Annotated in this window: 15 protein-coding genes; 10 read left to right on the top strand and 5 right to left on the bottom strand. The window is 37.4% G+C overall.

What is annotated here, in order from left to right:
• The first annotated feature begins 14 nt into the window (after window positions 1-14).
• Window positions 15-740: a triose-phosphate isomerase gene (tpiA, locus tag C0Z22_RS08200; protein ID WP_103217873.1), complete on the top strand. Its 726-nt coding sequence runs from the start codon at window positions 15-17 to the stop codon at window positions 738-740.
• On the opposite strand, the gene C0Z22_RS08195 is transcribed toward tpiA, so the two are convergent.
• The gene (locus C0Z22_RS08195) at window positions 741-1,826 is read right to left on the bottom strand and encodes a hypothetical protein (RefSeq protein WP_103217872.1); all 1,086 of its coding nucleotides are present in this window, start codon (window positions 1,824-1,826) and stop codon (window positions 741-743) included.
• An 86-nt stretch (window positions 1,827-1,912) separates the two neighbouring features.
• A complete protein-coding gene (locus C0Z22_RS08190; protein WP_103217871.1) occupies window positions 1,913-2,812 on the bottom strand; it encodes an endonuclease/exonuclease/phosphatase family protein in 900 nt (299 codons plus the stop codon).
• Window positions 2,813-2,972: 160 nt separating this feature from the next.
• Between C0Z22_RS08190 and C0Z22_RS08185 the strand changes: the two genes are divergently transcribed.
• Both C0Z22_RS08185 and secG read left to right on the top strand, forming a co-directional pair.
• Window positions 2,973-4,409 (top strand): phosphatidylserine/phosphatidylglycerophosphate/cardiolipin synthase family protein, encoded by a 1,437-nt coding sequence (locus C0Z22_RS08185; protein WP_103217870.1) that lies wholly within the window; start codon window positions 2,973-2,975, stop codon window positions 4,407-4,409.
• A gap of 118 nt (window positions 4,410-4,527) precedes the next feature.
• On the top strand, window positions 4,528-4,869 hold the full coding sequence (gene secG / locus C0Z22_RS08180; RefSeq protein WP_103217869.1) for a preprotein translocase subunit SecG: 342 nt from the start codon (window positions 4,528-4,530) through the stop codon (window positions 4,867-4,869).
• A 58-nt stretch (window positions 4,870-4,927) separates the two neighbouring features.
• Here the strand turns inward: secG and C0Z22_RS08175 are convergent, their stop codons facing one another.
• The 3 genes from C0Z22_RS08175 to C0Z22_RS08165 all read right to left on the bottom strand — a co-directional run bounded on the left by C0Z22_RS08175 (window position 4,928) and on the right by C0Z22_RS08165 (window position 6,868).
• Window positions 4,928-5,629, bottom strand: a complete 702-nt coding sequence (locus C0Z22_RS08175; protein WP_103217868.1) for an ankyrin repeat domain-containing protein — start codon at window positions 5,627-5,629, stop codon at window positions 4,928-4,930.
• Window positions 5,630-5,759: 130 nt separating this feature from the next.
• Window positions 5,760-6,233 (bottom strand): single-stranded DNA-binding protein, encoded by a 474-nt coding sequence (locus C0Z22_RS08170; RefSeq protein WP_103217867.1) that lies wholly within the window; start codon window positions 6,231-6,233, stop codon window positions 5,760-5,762.
• Between the two features lie 212 nt (window positions 6,234-6,445).
• Window positions 6,446-6,868 (bottom strand): hypothetical protein, encoded by a 423-nt coding sequence (locus C0Z22_RS08165; protein ID WP_103217866.1) that lies wholly within the window; start codon window positions 6,866-6,868, stop codon window positions 6,446-6,448.
• Window positions 6,869-7,257: 389 nt separating this feature from the next.
• On the opposite strand from C0Z22_RS08165, the gene C0Z22_RS08160 reads away from it, so the two are divergent.
• The 7 genes from C0Z22_RS08160 (at window position 7,258) to C0Z22_RS08130 (ending at window position 14,944) form a co-directional block, all read left to right on the top strand.
• Window positions 7,258-10,023, top strand: a complete 2,766-nt coding sequence (locus C0Z22_RS08160; RefSeq protein WP_103217865.1) for a Tad domain-containing protein — start codon at window positions 7,258-7,260, stop codon at window positions 10,021-10,023.
• 133 nt (window positions 10,024-10,156) lie between these two features.
• Entirely contained in the window at window positions 10,157-11,104 is a 948-nt protein-coding gene (locus C0Z22_RS08155; protein ID WP_103217864.1) for a histone protein, read from the top strand.
• Between the two features lie 69 nt (window positions 11,105-11,173).
• The gene (locus C0Z22_RS08150; RefSeq protein ID WP_103217863.1) at window positions 11,174-11,416 is read left to right on the top strand and encodes a glutaredoxin; all 243 of its coding nucleotides are present in this window, start codon (window positions 11,174-11,176) and stop codon (window positions 11,414-11,416) included.
• Window positions 11,417-11,433: 17 nt separating this feature from the next.
• Window positions 11,434-12,747: an HD domain-containing protein gene (locus tag C0Z22_RS08145; RefSeq protein ID WP_103217862.1), complete on the top strand. Its 1,314-nt coding sequence runs from the start codon at window positions 11,434-11,436 to the stop codon at window positions 12,745-12,747.
• 50 nt (window positions 12,748-12,797) lie between these two features.
• Window positions 12,798-13,472 (top strand): hypothetical protein, encoded by a 675-nt coding sequence (locus C0Z22_RS08140; protein WP_103217861.1) that lies wholly within the window; start codon window positions 12,798-12,800, stop codon window positions 13,470-13,472.
• A complete protein-coding gene (locus C0Z22_RS08135) occupies window positions 13,465-14,370 on the top strand; it encodes a hypothetical protein (protein ID WP_103217860.1) in 906 nt (301 codons plus the stop codon). The genes C0Z22_RS08140 and C0Z22_RS08135 overlap by 8 nt, the downstream gene beginning before the upstream one ends.
• A gap of 67 nt (window positions 14,371-14,437) precedes the next feature.
• On the top strand, window positions 14,438-14,944 hold the full coding sequence (locus C0Z22_RS08130) for a rhodanese-like domain-containing protein (RefSeq protein ID WP_103217859.1): 507 nt from the start codon (window positions 14,438-14,440) through the stop codon (window positions 14,942-14,944).
• Window position 14,945 lies beyond the last annotated feature (1 nt).

The following is a 14,945-nucleotide window of genomic DNA, read 5'->3' as shown; positions in this document are numbered from 1 at the left end:
TAAGGGATGTAAATATGACTGAGAGAACGAAGTATATCGTAGGAAACTGGAAGATGAATCAGAATACTGAAGACGTTATCGCCTTCTTTGATGCTATCGACAGCGCGAAACTTCGTCATGAAGCATGGATTGCTCCACAAGCAATCCACATCCCTATTTGTCTGCAAAATACTGATGATTTTAAAATTGGTGCTCAAAATTGTGCAACAGAAAATAGCGGTGCATTTACGGGAGAGATCTCACCTGCATCACTAAAAGATATCGGTGCACATTTTGTTATCATTGGACACTCTGAACGTCGCTCTATCTACAATGAGGACGATGCAACTTTAAATGCAAAAGCAAAGATTGCTCTGGCCAACGACCTAACAGTTATTTTCTGCATTGGTGAAACACTTGAGCAAAGAGAAGCCGGAAAAGTCGAAGAGGTTTTAGCAGAGCAGTTAAGTAAAGGTCTTGCTGATATTGACAGTGAAAACGTTATTATTGCTTACGAGCCAGTTTGGGCAATAGGAACAGGAGTAACAGCAACTCCAGAGCAAGCACAAGAAACTCATGCCTATATACGTCAGTATATAAATGATAATCTATCAATTGATGGAAATAAAACATCGATTCTCTATGGTGGATCAGTTAAGCCTTCAAATGTAGAAGACCTCCTATCATGCAAAGACATTGACGGAGGCCTTGTTGGTGGAGCTGCCCTACAAGCGGACAGCTACATGGGTCTGCACGCTTAATTAAAAGACGTGAACTTTCATTTCTTCAGTATCGTTACAACTTAGTTCCTTGTAGGTTTGAACATCATCGAATGATGGCAAACTTCCCCTTGGTAAGTATAGATTTTTAGTAACTCCTAAGACCGTTCCGTCGGGCTTAGCAAAGACACGCCAGTCTGTTCCCCATTCTGTTGAAAAATCAAACTCACCTAAATATTTTCTTTCTTCTCCAAAATAAATGAGACTATCCACATTAATTTTCATATCACGACGAGCAAACTCTGGGTGGTATGGTAGATAGAATTGAAATTCTTGGCGATCTCCAGCTTTTCCTGCCGGAAGAATTTTAAGAATACCTTGAGGGTTCGTAATAGCAACTTCCATCGAATCTTGAGTTAATGTACGAACACCTTTAACAAGATATCCATTCTCTTTTGCGCAATGAAAGTATTGATTAACTTTTAATAAATCCTCTCTTCCATAAAAATCGTGACGGAAAATAAGAGACTTCTTTTTTAAGAAGAATAGTCTTCTTTTTGTATATCCGAGTTGTCCAACCGATGCCTTTAGTGAAGTTCTAAGTCCTTTTCTAGCATCGATTTTCTCTGTAAATGAATGAGTCTTTAGGTTTGGATTATAACGGTAATGTCCTTCACGTGAAATTTCATCTAAGATTCCCTGAGCATCACAACCAACGAGACCAAGGTAGCGAATATTAGGATGGACTGACTTAAATAGATCCTTAACATCCTTTCCGTTAATACTTAGGACAGCTCCCATATTATTTGAACCTGTCGTATTCTGACTTGTTCCTGCAGCATGAGACGCCCAAAAAACAGCGATATTATTTGGATTATGAAGTTGTCGGCGAAGCTCGTGAAAATCCACACTATGCTTTATGACAATATTGTAGCCTGATTTTTTAAAGTGCTTCTTGAAGATTTTTTCAAGTTTGGGGTCAATCTTCCAACCTTTTGGACGATACCAAACCTTTGGTGTTTCTAGTGAGGTTAATAAAACAACGTTTGGTTTCACATCCTGTGCATACGTGAAATGCGCAGAAACAAACGTTAAAACAGTAAGTGATAAAATAATTAAAGCTTTCATGCCACAAAAAGTAGCATAAAAAAATGAACAGTTAGGCCTAATTAAAGTTAAATTCGAATGTTAAAATTTACTAACAATTAAGCTTTCTACTGAATATCAACTCTTAATGAAACTGGGCAGTGATCTGAGATAAATCGCTGATACCATGAAAGATTCTCAAGTCTCTTTGTGTTTCGACTACTTCCACTACAAGCACGCCAAATTTCAACGTACTTTGTTTCAACTGTATTTGAAACATAGAAATGATCAAAAACATTTCCTGAGCCACCATTACGATAAGTATAATCATAGTCACTCGTTCTTCTTGTCACATTAATTGTATTGAATGCTTCACCTAAAACGACTAAGTCAGATTCTTTATCTTCATAGCGAGTATTTCTATAAGTATTAAGATCACCTGCAATGACTACAGGCAAATTAGCTTCACGGTATTCTAGTACTCTCTTATTTAAGTTATTAACTTGCTCTAAGCGTTCACTAATTCCATCTGGGCCAGCTTTTAAATGAAGACCAACTAAGTGAATAAGCGGCTGTTTTGAATAACGATCGATAACCTTTCCATAAAGAGCAGGTCTTAAAAACGGACGATTTTCTAATAAAGAGTAAGTAAAATCGTCATCACCTTTTTCAGGAACGATATCAAGTGACTTCTTTAAGCAAATCATTAAGTGCTGGTGATTAAATTGTTCATGACGATAAGAAACACAGTGGTGACCTAGGCCATCCATTAATTGTCCCAATCGTTCAGTGTCGATAACTTCTTGAAAAAGAAAAATATCTGTATTGATATACTTCGTGCTTAAAAATTCTTTGATAAAAGGATCACGATATTCGTCAGTTCTTTGACCAGAGATTTCTCCCCCAAGTCCGTACCAACGTAGATTGAATGTTGTAATTTTTAAACTACTCGCAAAGCTATTTCCAGAGATCGAAAATACCGCTGCAGCACAGGCCAGCCATGGCCAAAGTCTCTTAATTCTTCCCATATAAAAATGGTAAAGAAGGGATTACCGAAGGTCAAAAAAATTATCTATTTAAGTTACTGATATCACTTTGTGACCATCTTTTTTATTGAAATTATTTCTTATAACCTTCTCATTTTGCATCGCGTGGGATACACCATGCTCAAATCTGTAGGGAGACTCAATGAAAAAACTGCTATTTACGACATTAATTGCAAGTAATATCTTCGCTGGGACAAGCTTCTGGGCCCTCTTCTCACCACACCAAGGTGAAGAAGCATTTAATCAAATTTATACAGCAATCGAAGGCGCAAAAGAGAAAGTTTGGCTAACGGTATACAGCTGGTCAGACTCAACAGTAACAAAGAACCTTGAAGTTGCATGCCTTTCGGGTGTCGATGTAAAAGTTGTTCTTCACCCTAATTTAAAAAGTAGTTCTCGCGTAATTGATTATGCCAAATCAATTGAAGATGCCGGATGCGGTGTTAAGTTCGCTTACAAAAAAATGCACGAGAAATTTTCAATCGTTGATGATAAATGGGCATTCAACTCTAGTGCGAACCTTTCAGGTGGTGCAAAATCTCGTTACTCTGAAAACTTTATTTTCAACAATGACTCTTCTGAAGAAGGTCGTACTACAATTAAAACTTTAAATCGAGAATTTAAGTTTCTTTGGAATTCAGGAAAAGATATCTACACTTCACAAGTTAGTGAAGAAAACCTAGCTTCACTTGATCTTTTAGATCTAAAGAATATTCCAAATGAAGAAGAGAATCCTTCATTCGTTTCAAGTTCAATGAACTTCACATACAAAGAATATGCTCCAAGCTCTAAAAGTTACAAGACTGGACGCTACTTAGGAATGTCTCCTAAAAAGGTAGCTGGTCAGAAAACTTGGTTAGTTCGCGATGCTATGATTAAGCTAATCAATGAATCTCAAAAGAATATTCTGGTTAATGTTAATCACCTTGTAATTAAAGATGTAGCAGATGCACTTTTGGACGCTGTTAAGCGAGGTGTTGATGTTAAGATCGTTGCCGACAATCAAGAATATAAAACAAGCACAAAATCAAAAGAGATGACTCCTTACTTTGTTTACAATTGGAAGAAGCTTCCAGGTAATAAGAATAAGGTCGCACCAGTAAGAATTAAGTACTACTCTCATGCACCATCTCCTCGTCACTGGGCCCTTAATCACCACAAGTACATGATCTTTGATTATGATGAGAGTGATTTCTCTAAGACAAACCTTATGAGTGGTTCATATAATATTTCAGAAACAGCGGAGCTTACTCAATTCGACAATATGTTCACGTATAAAGGTGAAGTATTTGCACAGCTTTTTAAGGACTTTAAAGGTGAATTCGATAATCTTTGGTTCCTAAATAGAGATGACAATGATAAGCCTTCTCAAGAAGCTTGGGATCGCGTCGCTAAACCGTACAACGGAAATATTTATCTTCACACAAAGATGCCTGTTTCCCTTACTTGGCCTGAAATCTATAAAGTAAGAAAGGCCGTTTCAAATGCAGCACCACTATTCTTTAAAAACGCTTACAAGAAACGTGACTGCTATCTTTTCAATCTAGAAAAGCAAATTTTCACTGGTTGTCCAAACTAAATAATTATCAAATCATAATTTTTTAACTCATCAGGTCATAGACAGTACTTGTCATGGCCTCGATGTGTTGATATAAATTGTTGTTAATTTATCTATTTATATTGAAAGGAAATAAATTATGGTTACTGGTTTAATGATTTTTCACGGTGTTGTTTCAGTACTTCTAATCATCGTAGTTCTTCTACAATTTGGTAAGGGTGCGGAAGCAGGTCTTCTAGGTGGTGCTTCAGAAGCCGTATTCACAGGTAGCCAACAAGGAAATATCCTAAGTAAAATTACAGTTGTACTTACTGTTCTTTTCCTAGGTAACTGTATTCTTCTTGCTAAGATTCAATCTGGTAAAGAGTCTAAATCACTACTTGATAGTGCAGCGCCAATCGCAGCTCCACTTAACTCTGATACAACAGCTCCAGCACAAACTGCTCCAGCGACTGAAGAAACAGCTCCTGCTGCAAAATAAATTCAAAGAAATTCTAAGAATATACAAAATAAAAAAAAGCTCCCGAAGGGAGCTTTTTTTATTTCTTCTTCATTAATTTTAAAATTGATTCTATTCCTAACTCTTGTGCATATTGGGCAACAGTCTTCCCGTTCGCATCTGGAATATTTGGATCGGCCTTCATTCCTAATAAAGCACGGACATTATCGAAGCGCTTATTCTTGATAGCAATGTGAAGTGGAGTATCACCTCTCTTATTCTTCTCATTTACATCAGCGCCTTTTTTAGCAATATAGTAACGAATTGATTCAGGTGTTGATTTCTTTGCCATAGCAAAGAGTGAAGCTGGCCTTCTCTTCTTGTGAACTAAGCTTACCTCTGGAACAGAAGCAATTCCACGTGACTTTCTTTTTTTAGCAGCTTCAGCGGCCTTGGCCTCTGCAACTAGTTGAGCTTCATTTTTAAACTTATCTTCAACAAAGCTTACTTCGTAGTCGCTAATAACAAATGAGCTATTTTCAATTTCATTAAGATTAATATCTTCAAGTTGCCAGTCTTTCTCTGTTTGCACAACTCGCTTAGGAGTGTCCCCCTTGATATCAAGTTTCTCTTCAGAGATCCCATAAAGGTCTGCAAGGTAACGATACTCAGCTTCCTCACTTTCAGTTAAAAGCATCTCATTACTTTCAACTTTGCTTAGAGGAAGAAGGCCCCCATGCTGCTCAAAAGAACCACATGAAGCAAGAATAACTAGAAATGTTAAAAATCTTAACTGACTCATCAACTCACTTATCGCCACGAAGTTAAGATTTCTTTAGTCGTTCTATGTTTACTTTAAAATTCAGGTATTTAGAAATAAATAAGGCCCACAAAAGCAGGCCTTAGTCATATATAGAAATTTAAATTAATCTCTAGAATGGGATGTCATCAGCTGTGAATGAAGCGTTCGATGAAATATCGTAACCTTGGTTCATATCATCGTGCTGAGGCATTTCTTGGTTAAATGAGTTGTTGTTATTAGACTGACCCATTGAAGCACCTTGACCAGCAGATGGAGCTGCTCCACCAAGGAATTGAATTGTTCTAGCATTGATTTCTGTTGTGTATCTCTTGTTACCGTCTTTGTCTTCCCAAGATCTTGTTTGAAGTTGACCTTCTAAGTAAGCTTGACGACCTTTTGCTAGGTATTGACCACATAATTCAGCAAGTTTTCCCCAAACAACAACTCTGTGCCATTCAGTTCTTTCTTGTTTTTGTCCGTTCTTATCTGTCCAAGACTCACCTGTTGCTAGTGAGAAGTTACATACAGCCATCCCAGATGGTGTGTACTTAAGTTCTGGATCTTGTCCTAAACGTCCTACTAAAATAACCTTGTTTACACTCATTTGTTCCTCCAATTTTCTTCGCGTATAGCTGAAACAATACTTAAGAATTCAGCTATAACCGCAAGGTTGAGTATTACCTGAATACATTACTACAATAATACGACTTTCCCCTATCGAGAAGTCATAAATAGCTATGCAAATACAAAAAAAAGGACAACTTGCGTCAAGAGCTTGAAATGATATTCATTAAAAATTGAAGGTTCTAAATTTTTTTAATACATGTCTGCAAAAGCTTGCTCAACATTCTCTGGAGCAATTTGAGCATGGCCACCTCTAGTCTGCCAAAACTCTTTTACTTTTGATTTCGCGATACGCACATCCTTCTTGTACCAAGCAGCATCAAAGCCACAGTGAGGACATGGAATTTCTTTTTTGAAGTTTAGTCTAAGCGCTGCTTCAAAGCCTGCCCAGAATAGAAAGAAAGAAAAGATTCCTGCAAAGCTAATAAATGGATAAAGTACACCAGTTGTAGCAACTGTAAGCATGAATACCTGAAGGTAGTTTTTTGCATTCATGTGAGGGTTTGTGACAACTGCCCTTTGAGTGCGACAAAGAGGACAGAAGAATTCAATATGCGCTTTCTTAAATTTGTAAGTACGCGTCTCTAATGGATTAAATGAATTCAATGTCTTCAATTATCGCCCTCCTAAGCATCGACAAAGTAAACATACTTCGACTCCTTAATTTTACCAATTTAGTCGCTGAGAATTAAGCAGGTAAAAAAGGTACCAGGCCCTGTTCTTATTCATCCGTGATTCGAACAAGACCATAAGCCTGGTAGAGATAAGTACTCACAAAAACAAGTACTTAAAGATGACCGAAAGGCCATGGTTAAGGTGGTTAGCCTTGCCTGTACAAACGTTCTACTCCAGGGATTAGGCACCATATCCTTGGTACCTATTTCTATTACAAGTTCAATGCCAACTTAACTCGGTGCAACTAACTAGAAATAGAAAGTGTTCATATCAATTGACGCATAAATGCCACTTTCGGTAGCATTAAGTTACCGGAAAAATAAGGCATTATGACACAACCACAACATTCACATTCGAAAAAATTAGTTAAGAACACGAAAGGCCAAATTAGTATCTTCTTTGGAGTTACACTTGTGGCAATCTTTTCATTCATCGCATTTGTGGTGAATGTTGGACTCTTCGTAAAGGCCAAGATCAATCTGCAAAATGCAGTTGATACTGCTGCCTGGTCGGGAGCCGCTTCTCAAGCTAGACAACTAACAAATATTGCTCACCTTAATTGGGAGATGAGAAATACTTATAAAGAGTGGATGTTTAAGTACTACGTTCTTGGCCAACTTGCGAATGAGAACACTCATGCTAACTCAACAACAACAATGAACTTTGCCTTGAAGCGCTTTGATGAAAGTGGATCTGACTTTAGTAGTGGTGTTAAGGGTGACCATTACAACGTTCCCTCTATTTGTCTTCACTTTGGCTCTGGTAATAACGAAAACCTTTGTACAATTTATCAAATCCCTGGTCTTCCTCGCTTTCACGTCGCAGGGATTCCAGATGTTAGTGAAGAATTTGAAAGAACAATGGATGCCTTTGTTAATTTAAAAGCAAAGAACTGTATGGTTCGTTCAACTTATAACTTTTCGGCCGCAAAGAATTACGCTTTTGCTGCCGGTGTTTCACAAAATGATGTTCCTATTGCAGCAGCAGATCGAACAGGTGCGTGGATTGAATCAATGGAGCTTGCTCTTAGAATTAGAAATCTTGAGATGATCGTAAACCGCCCACCTATTACACAAGGAATTTGTGGTGGTGGTTCTGCCACTGGTTGCGTTAACCCTGAGCAACTATTTATGGAGAATCAATCGACAGGAATTCCAATTAACGATCGACCACTGAAAGCCTATATGGCCGCGGCAAAAACTCTTGGTGGTGGAATTTTTAAAACAACATTCGACGGTGCATTTGCAAAGTCTTTAGTGCTTTATGAATTAGCTCCAAAGACGTTCACACCTTCACCACAATCTTTATCTAGTTTCCTAATCCCACAAGATGCCAGTTATAACGGCGGTGAGCTAGTTGCTTCATCAAAGCGCTATCTTGATCTTGTACCGATGATTATGAATTTCACGACGTTCTTTACAACTTTTGCTCCTACAACTGAAGGGATTTCAACGATTGCTGTTCCTGATTCAAGCGGAACAGCTGCAGAAGCGTCATGTGCATCGACAAAGACTTCACTACCTGTACCTGGCTATATTCTAGGCTTCTATAAGAATCCAAAAGTTGTGACATATTATGCAGTTAAGGCCAAAGCTAAGTACCTTGGTTTACTTAATCCATTTTCGTTCCTAGAAAATAATGGCTTTATCGATATGGCAGCATATGCGGCAGCAAAGCCTTTTGGTGGCCGTATTGGGCCGGCCCTCGTTTCACCAACAGTTGGAAAAGATTATGCTGAATCGAGTTCAAATTCAGCGCGTATTGCAAATGCCTCTGGTTCAAGAAGTGCTAACTTCATTATGGGCTTTACAACAACTGGTGACCCAAGAACAACAGATGACCCTACTGATGGTGTAAAAATTCAGGGCCTACCACTACCGGCAACCTCAGACTTTTTTCTAGATGCTGCTGACACAACTGCTGCAATTGGTGGGATTCCATCAAATGTTGATGTGAAATTTACGATACCGAATATGATCTATAATTTGAATTCGCAAACGACTTCGGAATCAGACCTTCCAACCCTTGCCTACAATCCTAACCCAAGTAATATCACTGGCGAGAAAGCAGGGCTTTTCACAACAAAGCAATTTGTTGATTTAAGGGCAAATATTCCGAACTACACGGTAAATCAGGCCGGGGTGACAGCACAAAATCTTATCGAAGCTTTTCAAAATGTTCGTGCTCCGACAAATTATGATGTTCTCAATTACTTAGTTCCAACAGTTAACAGCTTAGAAACAGATATGACGGCCGATCACTTTCCATCAGTGCGCTATATTGATCCAGCGGCCAAAACTATTGGTTACTTTGCACCACTCTTCCACTCTACTTTACTTTATAAGGACAGGGAGGCCCTGACTGGTGTTCTAACTGATTATATTGATACTCTAAGTGATGCTGTTATCGTTTATCGCAAGGCCCTGGATTTCTATGCAACGAAAGTAAGAAATACTAGTGCTCAAGATCCTACGGCCTATATTGAAGCCTCAAAGGCAATCTTTGATCCAGATGTTGATGGCGACCCAACAACGACTACTGTTGCCCTCCCGATTCCGCAGTGCCAAAAACAAAGTATTGCCTCACGCTTCACTTACTTCATTCTAGGAAAGGATGAAGAAGCAAAGCCAGACAACTGTGAAACGATCCCACTATTAGGGGCCGTAAAGACGTATATTAACACTAAGGCTCAACAAACACAGTCTAACCTCTACTACATTACGACTTACCGCCAGAACAATGAAGCGAACCCTCCTTCACCGTCACTAAATAATAACTCCCTAAGGACGGCATATGCTCCTGGGAAAGATTATGGCGGGGAAAATAATGGACGTTCAGTAAATCCATTCACCAGTAAAAATAAGAATCATCGCCGTAACGCCTATTCAACAAAGCTTATTAGCCTAACATCGATTACAGATACTGCGTCAGGTTACGCGAAGAATGAATCAAATTACATGGAGTTTCAAGCAGGCTTCTCGCCAGAAGGTGAAACTCCAAGAAGCCCTGAAGATGTTAAGGCCACGGGAGATGTCATTTCTAACCCATTGCCAAGAACTGAACTGCAAGAATTTGGTTCGAATTTATACTTCTAATCACTTTACTTAAATTAACCAAGTCCCCTTTAAAATGGCCCTAAATGGGCCATTATAAATAAAAAAGAACTTGCGAAATTTTTAATTTCTTTTATATACTAAGGACGATTTATAACTTTTTCGCGAGGTATATATGGCAAAGAAGAAAGTAGCCAAAAAGACTGCAAAGAAAGCAACTAAAAAAGTAGCCAAAAAAACTGCAAAGAAAGCAACGAAGAAAGTTGCAAAAAAAGCAACAAAGAAAGCGGCAAAGAAAGTAACTAAAAAAACAACTAAGAAAGCTGCAAAAAAAGTAGCCAAAAAAACTGCAAAGAAAGCAACAAAGAAAGTTGCAAAAAAAGTTGCAAAAAAAGCTGCAAAGAAAGCAACGAAGAAAGTTGCAAAAAAAGTAGCTAAAAAAACTGCAAAGAAGGCAACGAAGAAAGTTGCAAAAAAAGTAGCTAAAAAAACTGCAAAGAAGGCAACAAAGAAAGTTGCAAAAAAAGCGGCTAAAAAAGCGACAAAGAAAGCAGCAAAGAAAGTAGCCAAAAAAACAGCAAAGAAAGCAACAAAGAAAGTTGCAAAAAAAGTTGCAAAGAAAGCAACAAAGAAAGTTGCAAAAAAAGCTGCAAAGAAAACGACAAAGAAAGCCGCTCCAAAAACGGCCAAAACAGTCGCTAAGAAAACTGTAAAAAAATCTGCCGATAACAAAGGTCTTTCTCGCGAAGAAGCAATTGCAAAATACAAAGAGAAGCACAAAGATGCTCTTGATTCTCAATTAGCAGACTCTCTAAAAGAATATGAATTAGAAGATAAGCTTGCAGTGGCAGAACAGTCAAAGCTTGAAACGATCGAAGAGACTGAAGATAGTGTAGGACTTGAAGCTGCGGAAGATTACAACGAGCCAGGACCAAACCTACAAGAAGAGTATAATCCTGATGATGAGCAAGATGAGAAAGATGACCTTAGCTTTGGCTGGGGATACAACGATGCATTTGACTCACCAGAAGAAGAAATCTCTACTGAAGAACTTGACGAAGATGAGAGATATGCACTTGGCCTTGACTCATCTGAGGAAGAAGACGAGGACGATTTTTACTAAAATCTATTGATATCGAATATAAATATAAGAAAAGCGGCTTTTGCCGCTTTTTCTATTTGGAACGAAATTATGAAACTAGAATTTTTTTACTATACAGGCTGCCCATTTTGCCATCGCGTTATGGATGTTATTGATCAATTAGGGATTAAGTTAACTTATTGCGATATAATGAATGACACATCGGCCCTAGAAAGGCATATTAATACTACAGGACGAAGAACTGTACCATGTCTCTATATCGATGATAAGCCGATGTTCGAATCTCAAGATATCATTAATTGGCTGATTGCGAATAAAGATAAGATTAATTAATTTTTGAGGAATTTTTAATGGAAGTAAGAGACCCGGTCCACGGATCAATTCATATTCTTAAAGAAGAAGAGCCAATCATTCGCGCGGACTTTTTCCAACGTCTTCGCAATATTAAGCAACTTGGATTTTCTGAATATATTTTCCCAGGTGCCACTCATACTCGCCTCATCCACTCGATCGGTGTAATGAAAGTTGGAGAAATGGCATTTGACCGTCTCTTCAAAAATCAAATCATCACAAAAGAACACTTAAGGATTAAAGAAACTTTCAAGCTTGCCTGCCTTCTGCATGACATTGGCCACGCGCCCTTAAGTCACTCGACAGAAGTCGTAATGCCAAAGCTTACTGATCTTAAAATTCCTCAAGAGTATCTTCTTGATCGCGATAAAAATAGTGAGCGTCAAGCGACTCACGAAGATTATACAATCAAAGCTATCGCAGATAGCTCCCTTGCTCATAGCCTAAAAGAAGTTGAAAGAGTCTTTGGAGTTGAAAGAAAGTATATTGCTGATTTAATTCGCGGTGAAACTAGTGATCACGATTATTTTAAAATCGATGGAATTAGCTACTTCCCTCTTCTCCATCAATTAGTTTCAAGTGAACTTGACTGCGACCGCATGGACTACCTTCTAAGAGATAGTTACTTCTGCGGAGTTAGTTATGGTTCTTACGATCTTGACTGGCTTCTTGATAATCTTGAGCCTGCAATTATTGATGGCCAAGCTACACTTGGTATTTCAGAAAGAGCAGTTATTACTTTTGATGACTTCCTACTAAGTCGCTACCACATGTTCATCATGGTTTACTTCCACTACCGTGCAGTTTGCCTTGAAAAACTTTTACAACGCTATTTTAAAACTTCTCCATATGAATATTTAATCCCGGCAGATATTGAAAAATATATTGAGCACGACGATTATCACCTTATGAAGATTTTAAGACACTCAAATAATCCTTACGCAAAGGCCATTGTTAACAATCAAACGCCTGAAAAGATTTTTGAATCTTTCAACTCTTCACAATTGGCAACTCTTGAGAAGGTTCAAGCCTATCTAGAGTCTATCAATCTGGAAGTTATTCGCTCATCTTCAACTGGACGTTTATCTAAGTATTATGCAGCAGATAGACCAAAGGACAAGGGGCAATACACGATGAAAGTTGTAAGGAATTCAAAAATGGGTGGAATGACTGAATACTTCGATATTAACGAAGCAACTGATCTATTCCATAAATTTTCGAAGTCTCACGCAATTAATAGACTTCATTGTGACATGGACAAACTAAGCAAAGAGAATTTAGCAGAAATTAATAAAATTATTTCTTCAAATTAATCTTTGAATCTTTGGACTAGCCTCATGGGGCCCGTCTATAATAAATAGATATGAATAAGTTTTCACTTTATGTGCTATTAATTTTGCTTTATCTCGGTATATCGAAGAGTTTTTCTCCGTCTGAGAAGAGAACAATATTTGTTCCTAATGCGAATGCGTATGCAAATATATTTAAGGGCTCACCAATTTCAGTTATTCTTGAAAGAGAATTTTCTACTGGTGCTCTGATTAAGACTTATCACCATCGATACCAAATCATTCATGCCTTCAAAGCACCCCAAAGAATTAACGTCAGGATTTCTCGAGAGTTCTTCTTGGAGAATCAAAATAATATTGGGATGTCTTTATTTAGAAGATATGAAAATGATGAAAGCTCAACAGTCCCAATGCCTCCGGGTTCAATCTATATCGGCTCCCCTGCTTATGGAACATGGAGAACATCTGATTCAGGACAAAAAGTATGGCGCTTTCACCGCACCTACAAAAACTTTCCTCAAATCTTTCACTGGGGTGAATTTACTCCAACATATGACTTTTATCGCAGAATGATTGTCTTAGAAAAGGCAAGCTCTCCTTTCTATGGCCTAAACAATGAATTTGGGACAAACGGAACAGTGACTACGGCACACTATGCGTTCAAGAAAAAAAGTGAAAATAAAACAACACTAAAAGACATACTTAAGAAATATACAAGTTTACCTAAGTGGGAACAAAAGAATGAATGAGTTATACGATAAATTAATTATTCGAATTATTTTTGCACTAATTATTTGCTTTATTATTTATATTTATAAGCAAGCTCATTTAATTCTCTTTCCATCAATTAAACATCAAATTCTAAAGAAATTCTCTCCATCAAAAAACTCCACTGATACAATTCACCTATTTGGAAGAATTATTGGAATCGGAATAATTTATTCGAATATTGTAATAAATGTTTCAGATGGAATGTATTTTGCACTTGGACAATTATTTTTAGAGTCGATAATGGTAATCGCACTCTACCTAGCTTCACTGTATATTTTAGAAAGTATTGTTCTTTATAACTTTGAATATGCTGATGAAATTTTACGTCGTAAAAACTATGCTTACGCTATTATATGTTTTTCTCACTCAATTTCTTTGGCCTATATTTTAAAAACTGTTATTAAGGTTTCAAATAGTTCTCTTATTATGACGCTTTTTCTATGGCTCTTTGCTGTGGTTCTCATTGGATTCTGTTCAAAGACATTTCAGATTATTTCAAAGCTCTCTTTTAATAGACTACTTGTGCAAAAAAGCTTGGCGGTTGCCATCTCATACATGGGATTTATTTTAGGGCTTTGTACGATTATTTCATCATCACTTGATCACTCTCTGCAAGATATTAAGTGGTACACGATTCAAGTTATTTTAAAAATCCTACTCTCTATTATTATCATTCCAATTATTCGTAAAGGCCTTATTTGGGTCTTCTCAATTCAAGATGATCTACAGCTTAAGAAGGATGATACTGACGATTCAAACCTTAGTGTTGAACTTGGTTATGGTATTTATGAAGGTGCAATTCTCTTCACTTCATGCTTCTTAACAACGGTTATTACTGGGAATATCTATTACGGAAATTTTTACCCTCTCTTCTAAATAAGGGTACAGTCCTTCATTCCACTTTTTATTTGGCCGATAAGAAATTGGAACGAGGAGGATTTTCGTGGATTTAAAATATTTTCAAATGCTAGATTTTATCAATACTAGACTAACTAATATTGAACGCAACCTTGCTAAGATTGACGAAAAGGTCGACTTCTCTGTTTCACTTCAAAGAAATCATTTAATTCGCGTAAAAAATGGTGAATTCATCGATGATAATATGATCTTAATGGGACTTCCATATAATGACCTTTCTCCTCGCAAAGCATTTGATGTCTACGAAGATAAGGATATGGATTATATTATTTTAGATATCACACCTAAGGATTATGAAAAACCTGTAAAGCTTGAAGGTGCTATTCATATTCCGTATGAAGAACTCGATCACCGCTATGTTGAGATTACAAATAAGACAACACCTATCCTAGTGATTAGTGAGGATGGACTTAAATCAATACAAGCATGCGAAAAGCTAGTAAAGAAAGGTTTCTTTAACGTAAATAACGTTTCCGGCGGCTATAAATTTTGGCCGGCAACTCAAGGTTCAGTTGTAGTTAAAGTAGCTTAAA

Source organism: Halobacteriovorax sp. DA5, assembly GCF_002903145.1.
Classification (GTDB): domain Bacteria; phylum Bdellovibrionota; class Bacteriovoracia; order Bacteriovoracales; family Bacteriovoracaceae; genus Halobacteriovorax_A.
Note: the sequence above shows the minus strand (reverse complement) of the source record. Positions and strands in the feature narration are given on the sequence as shown.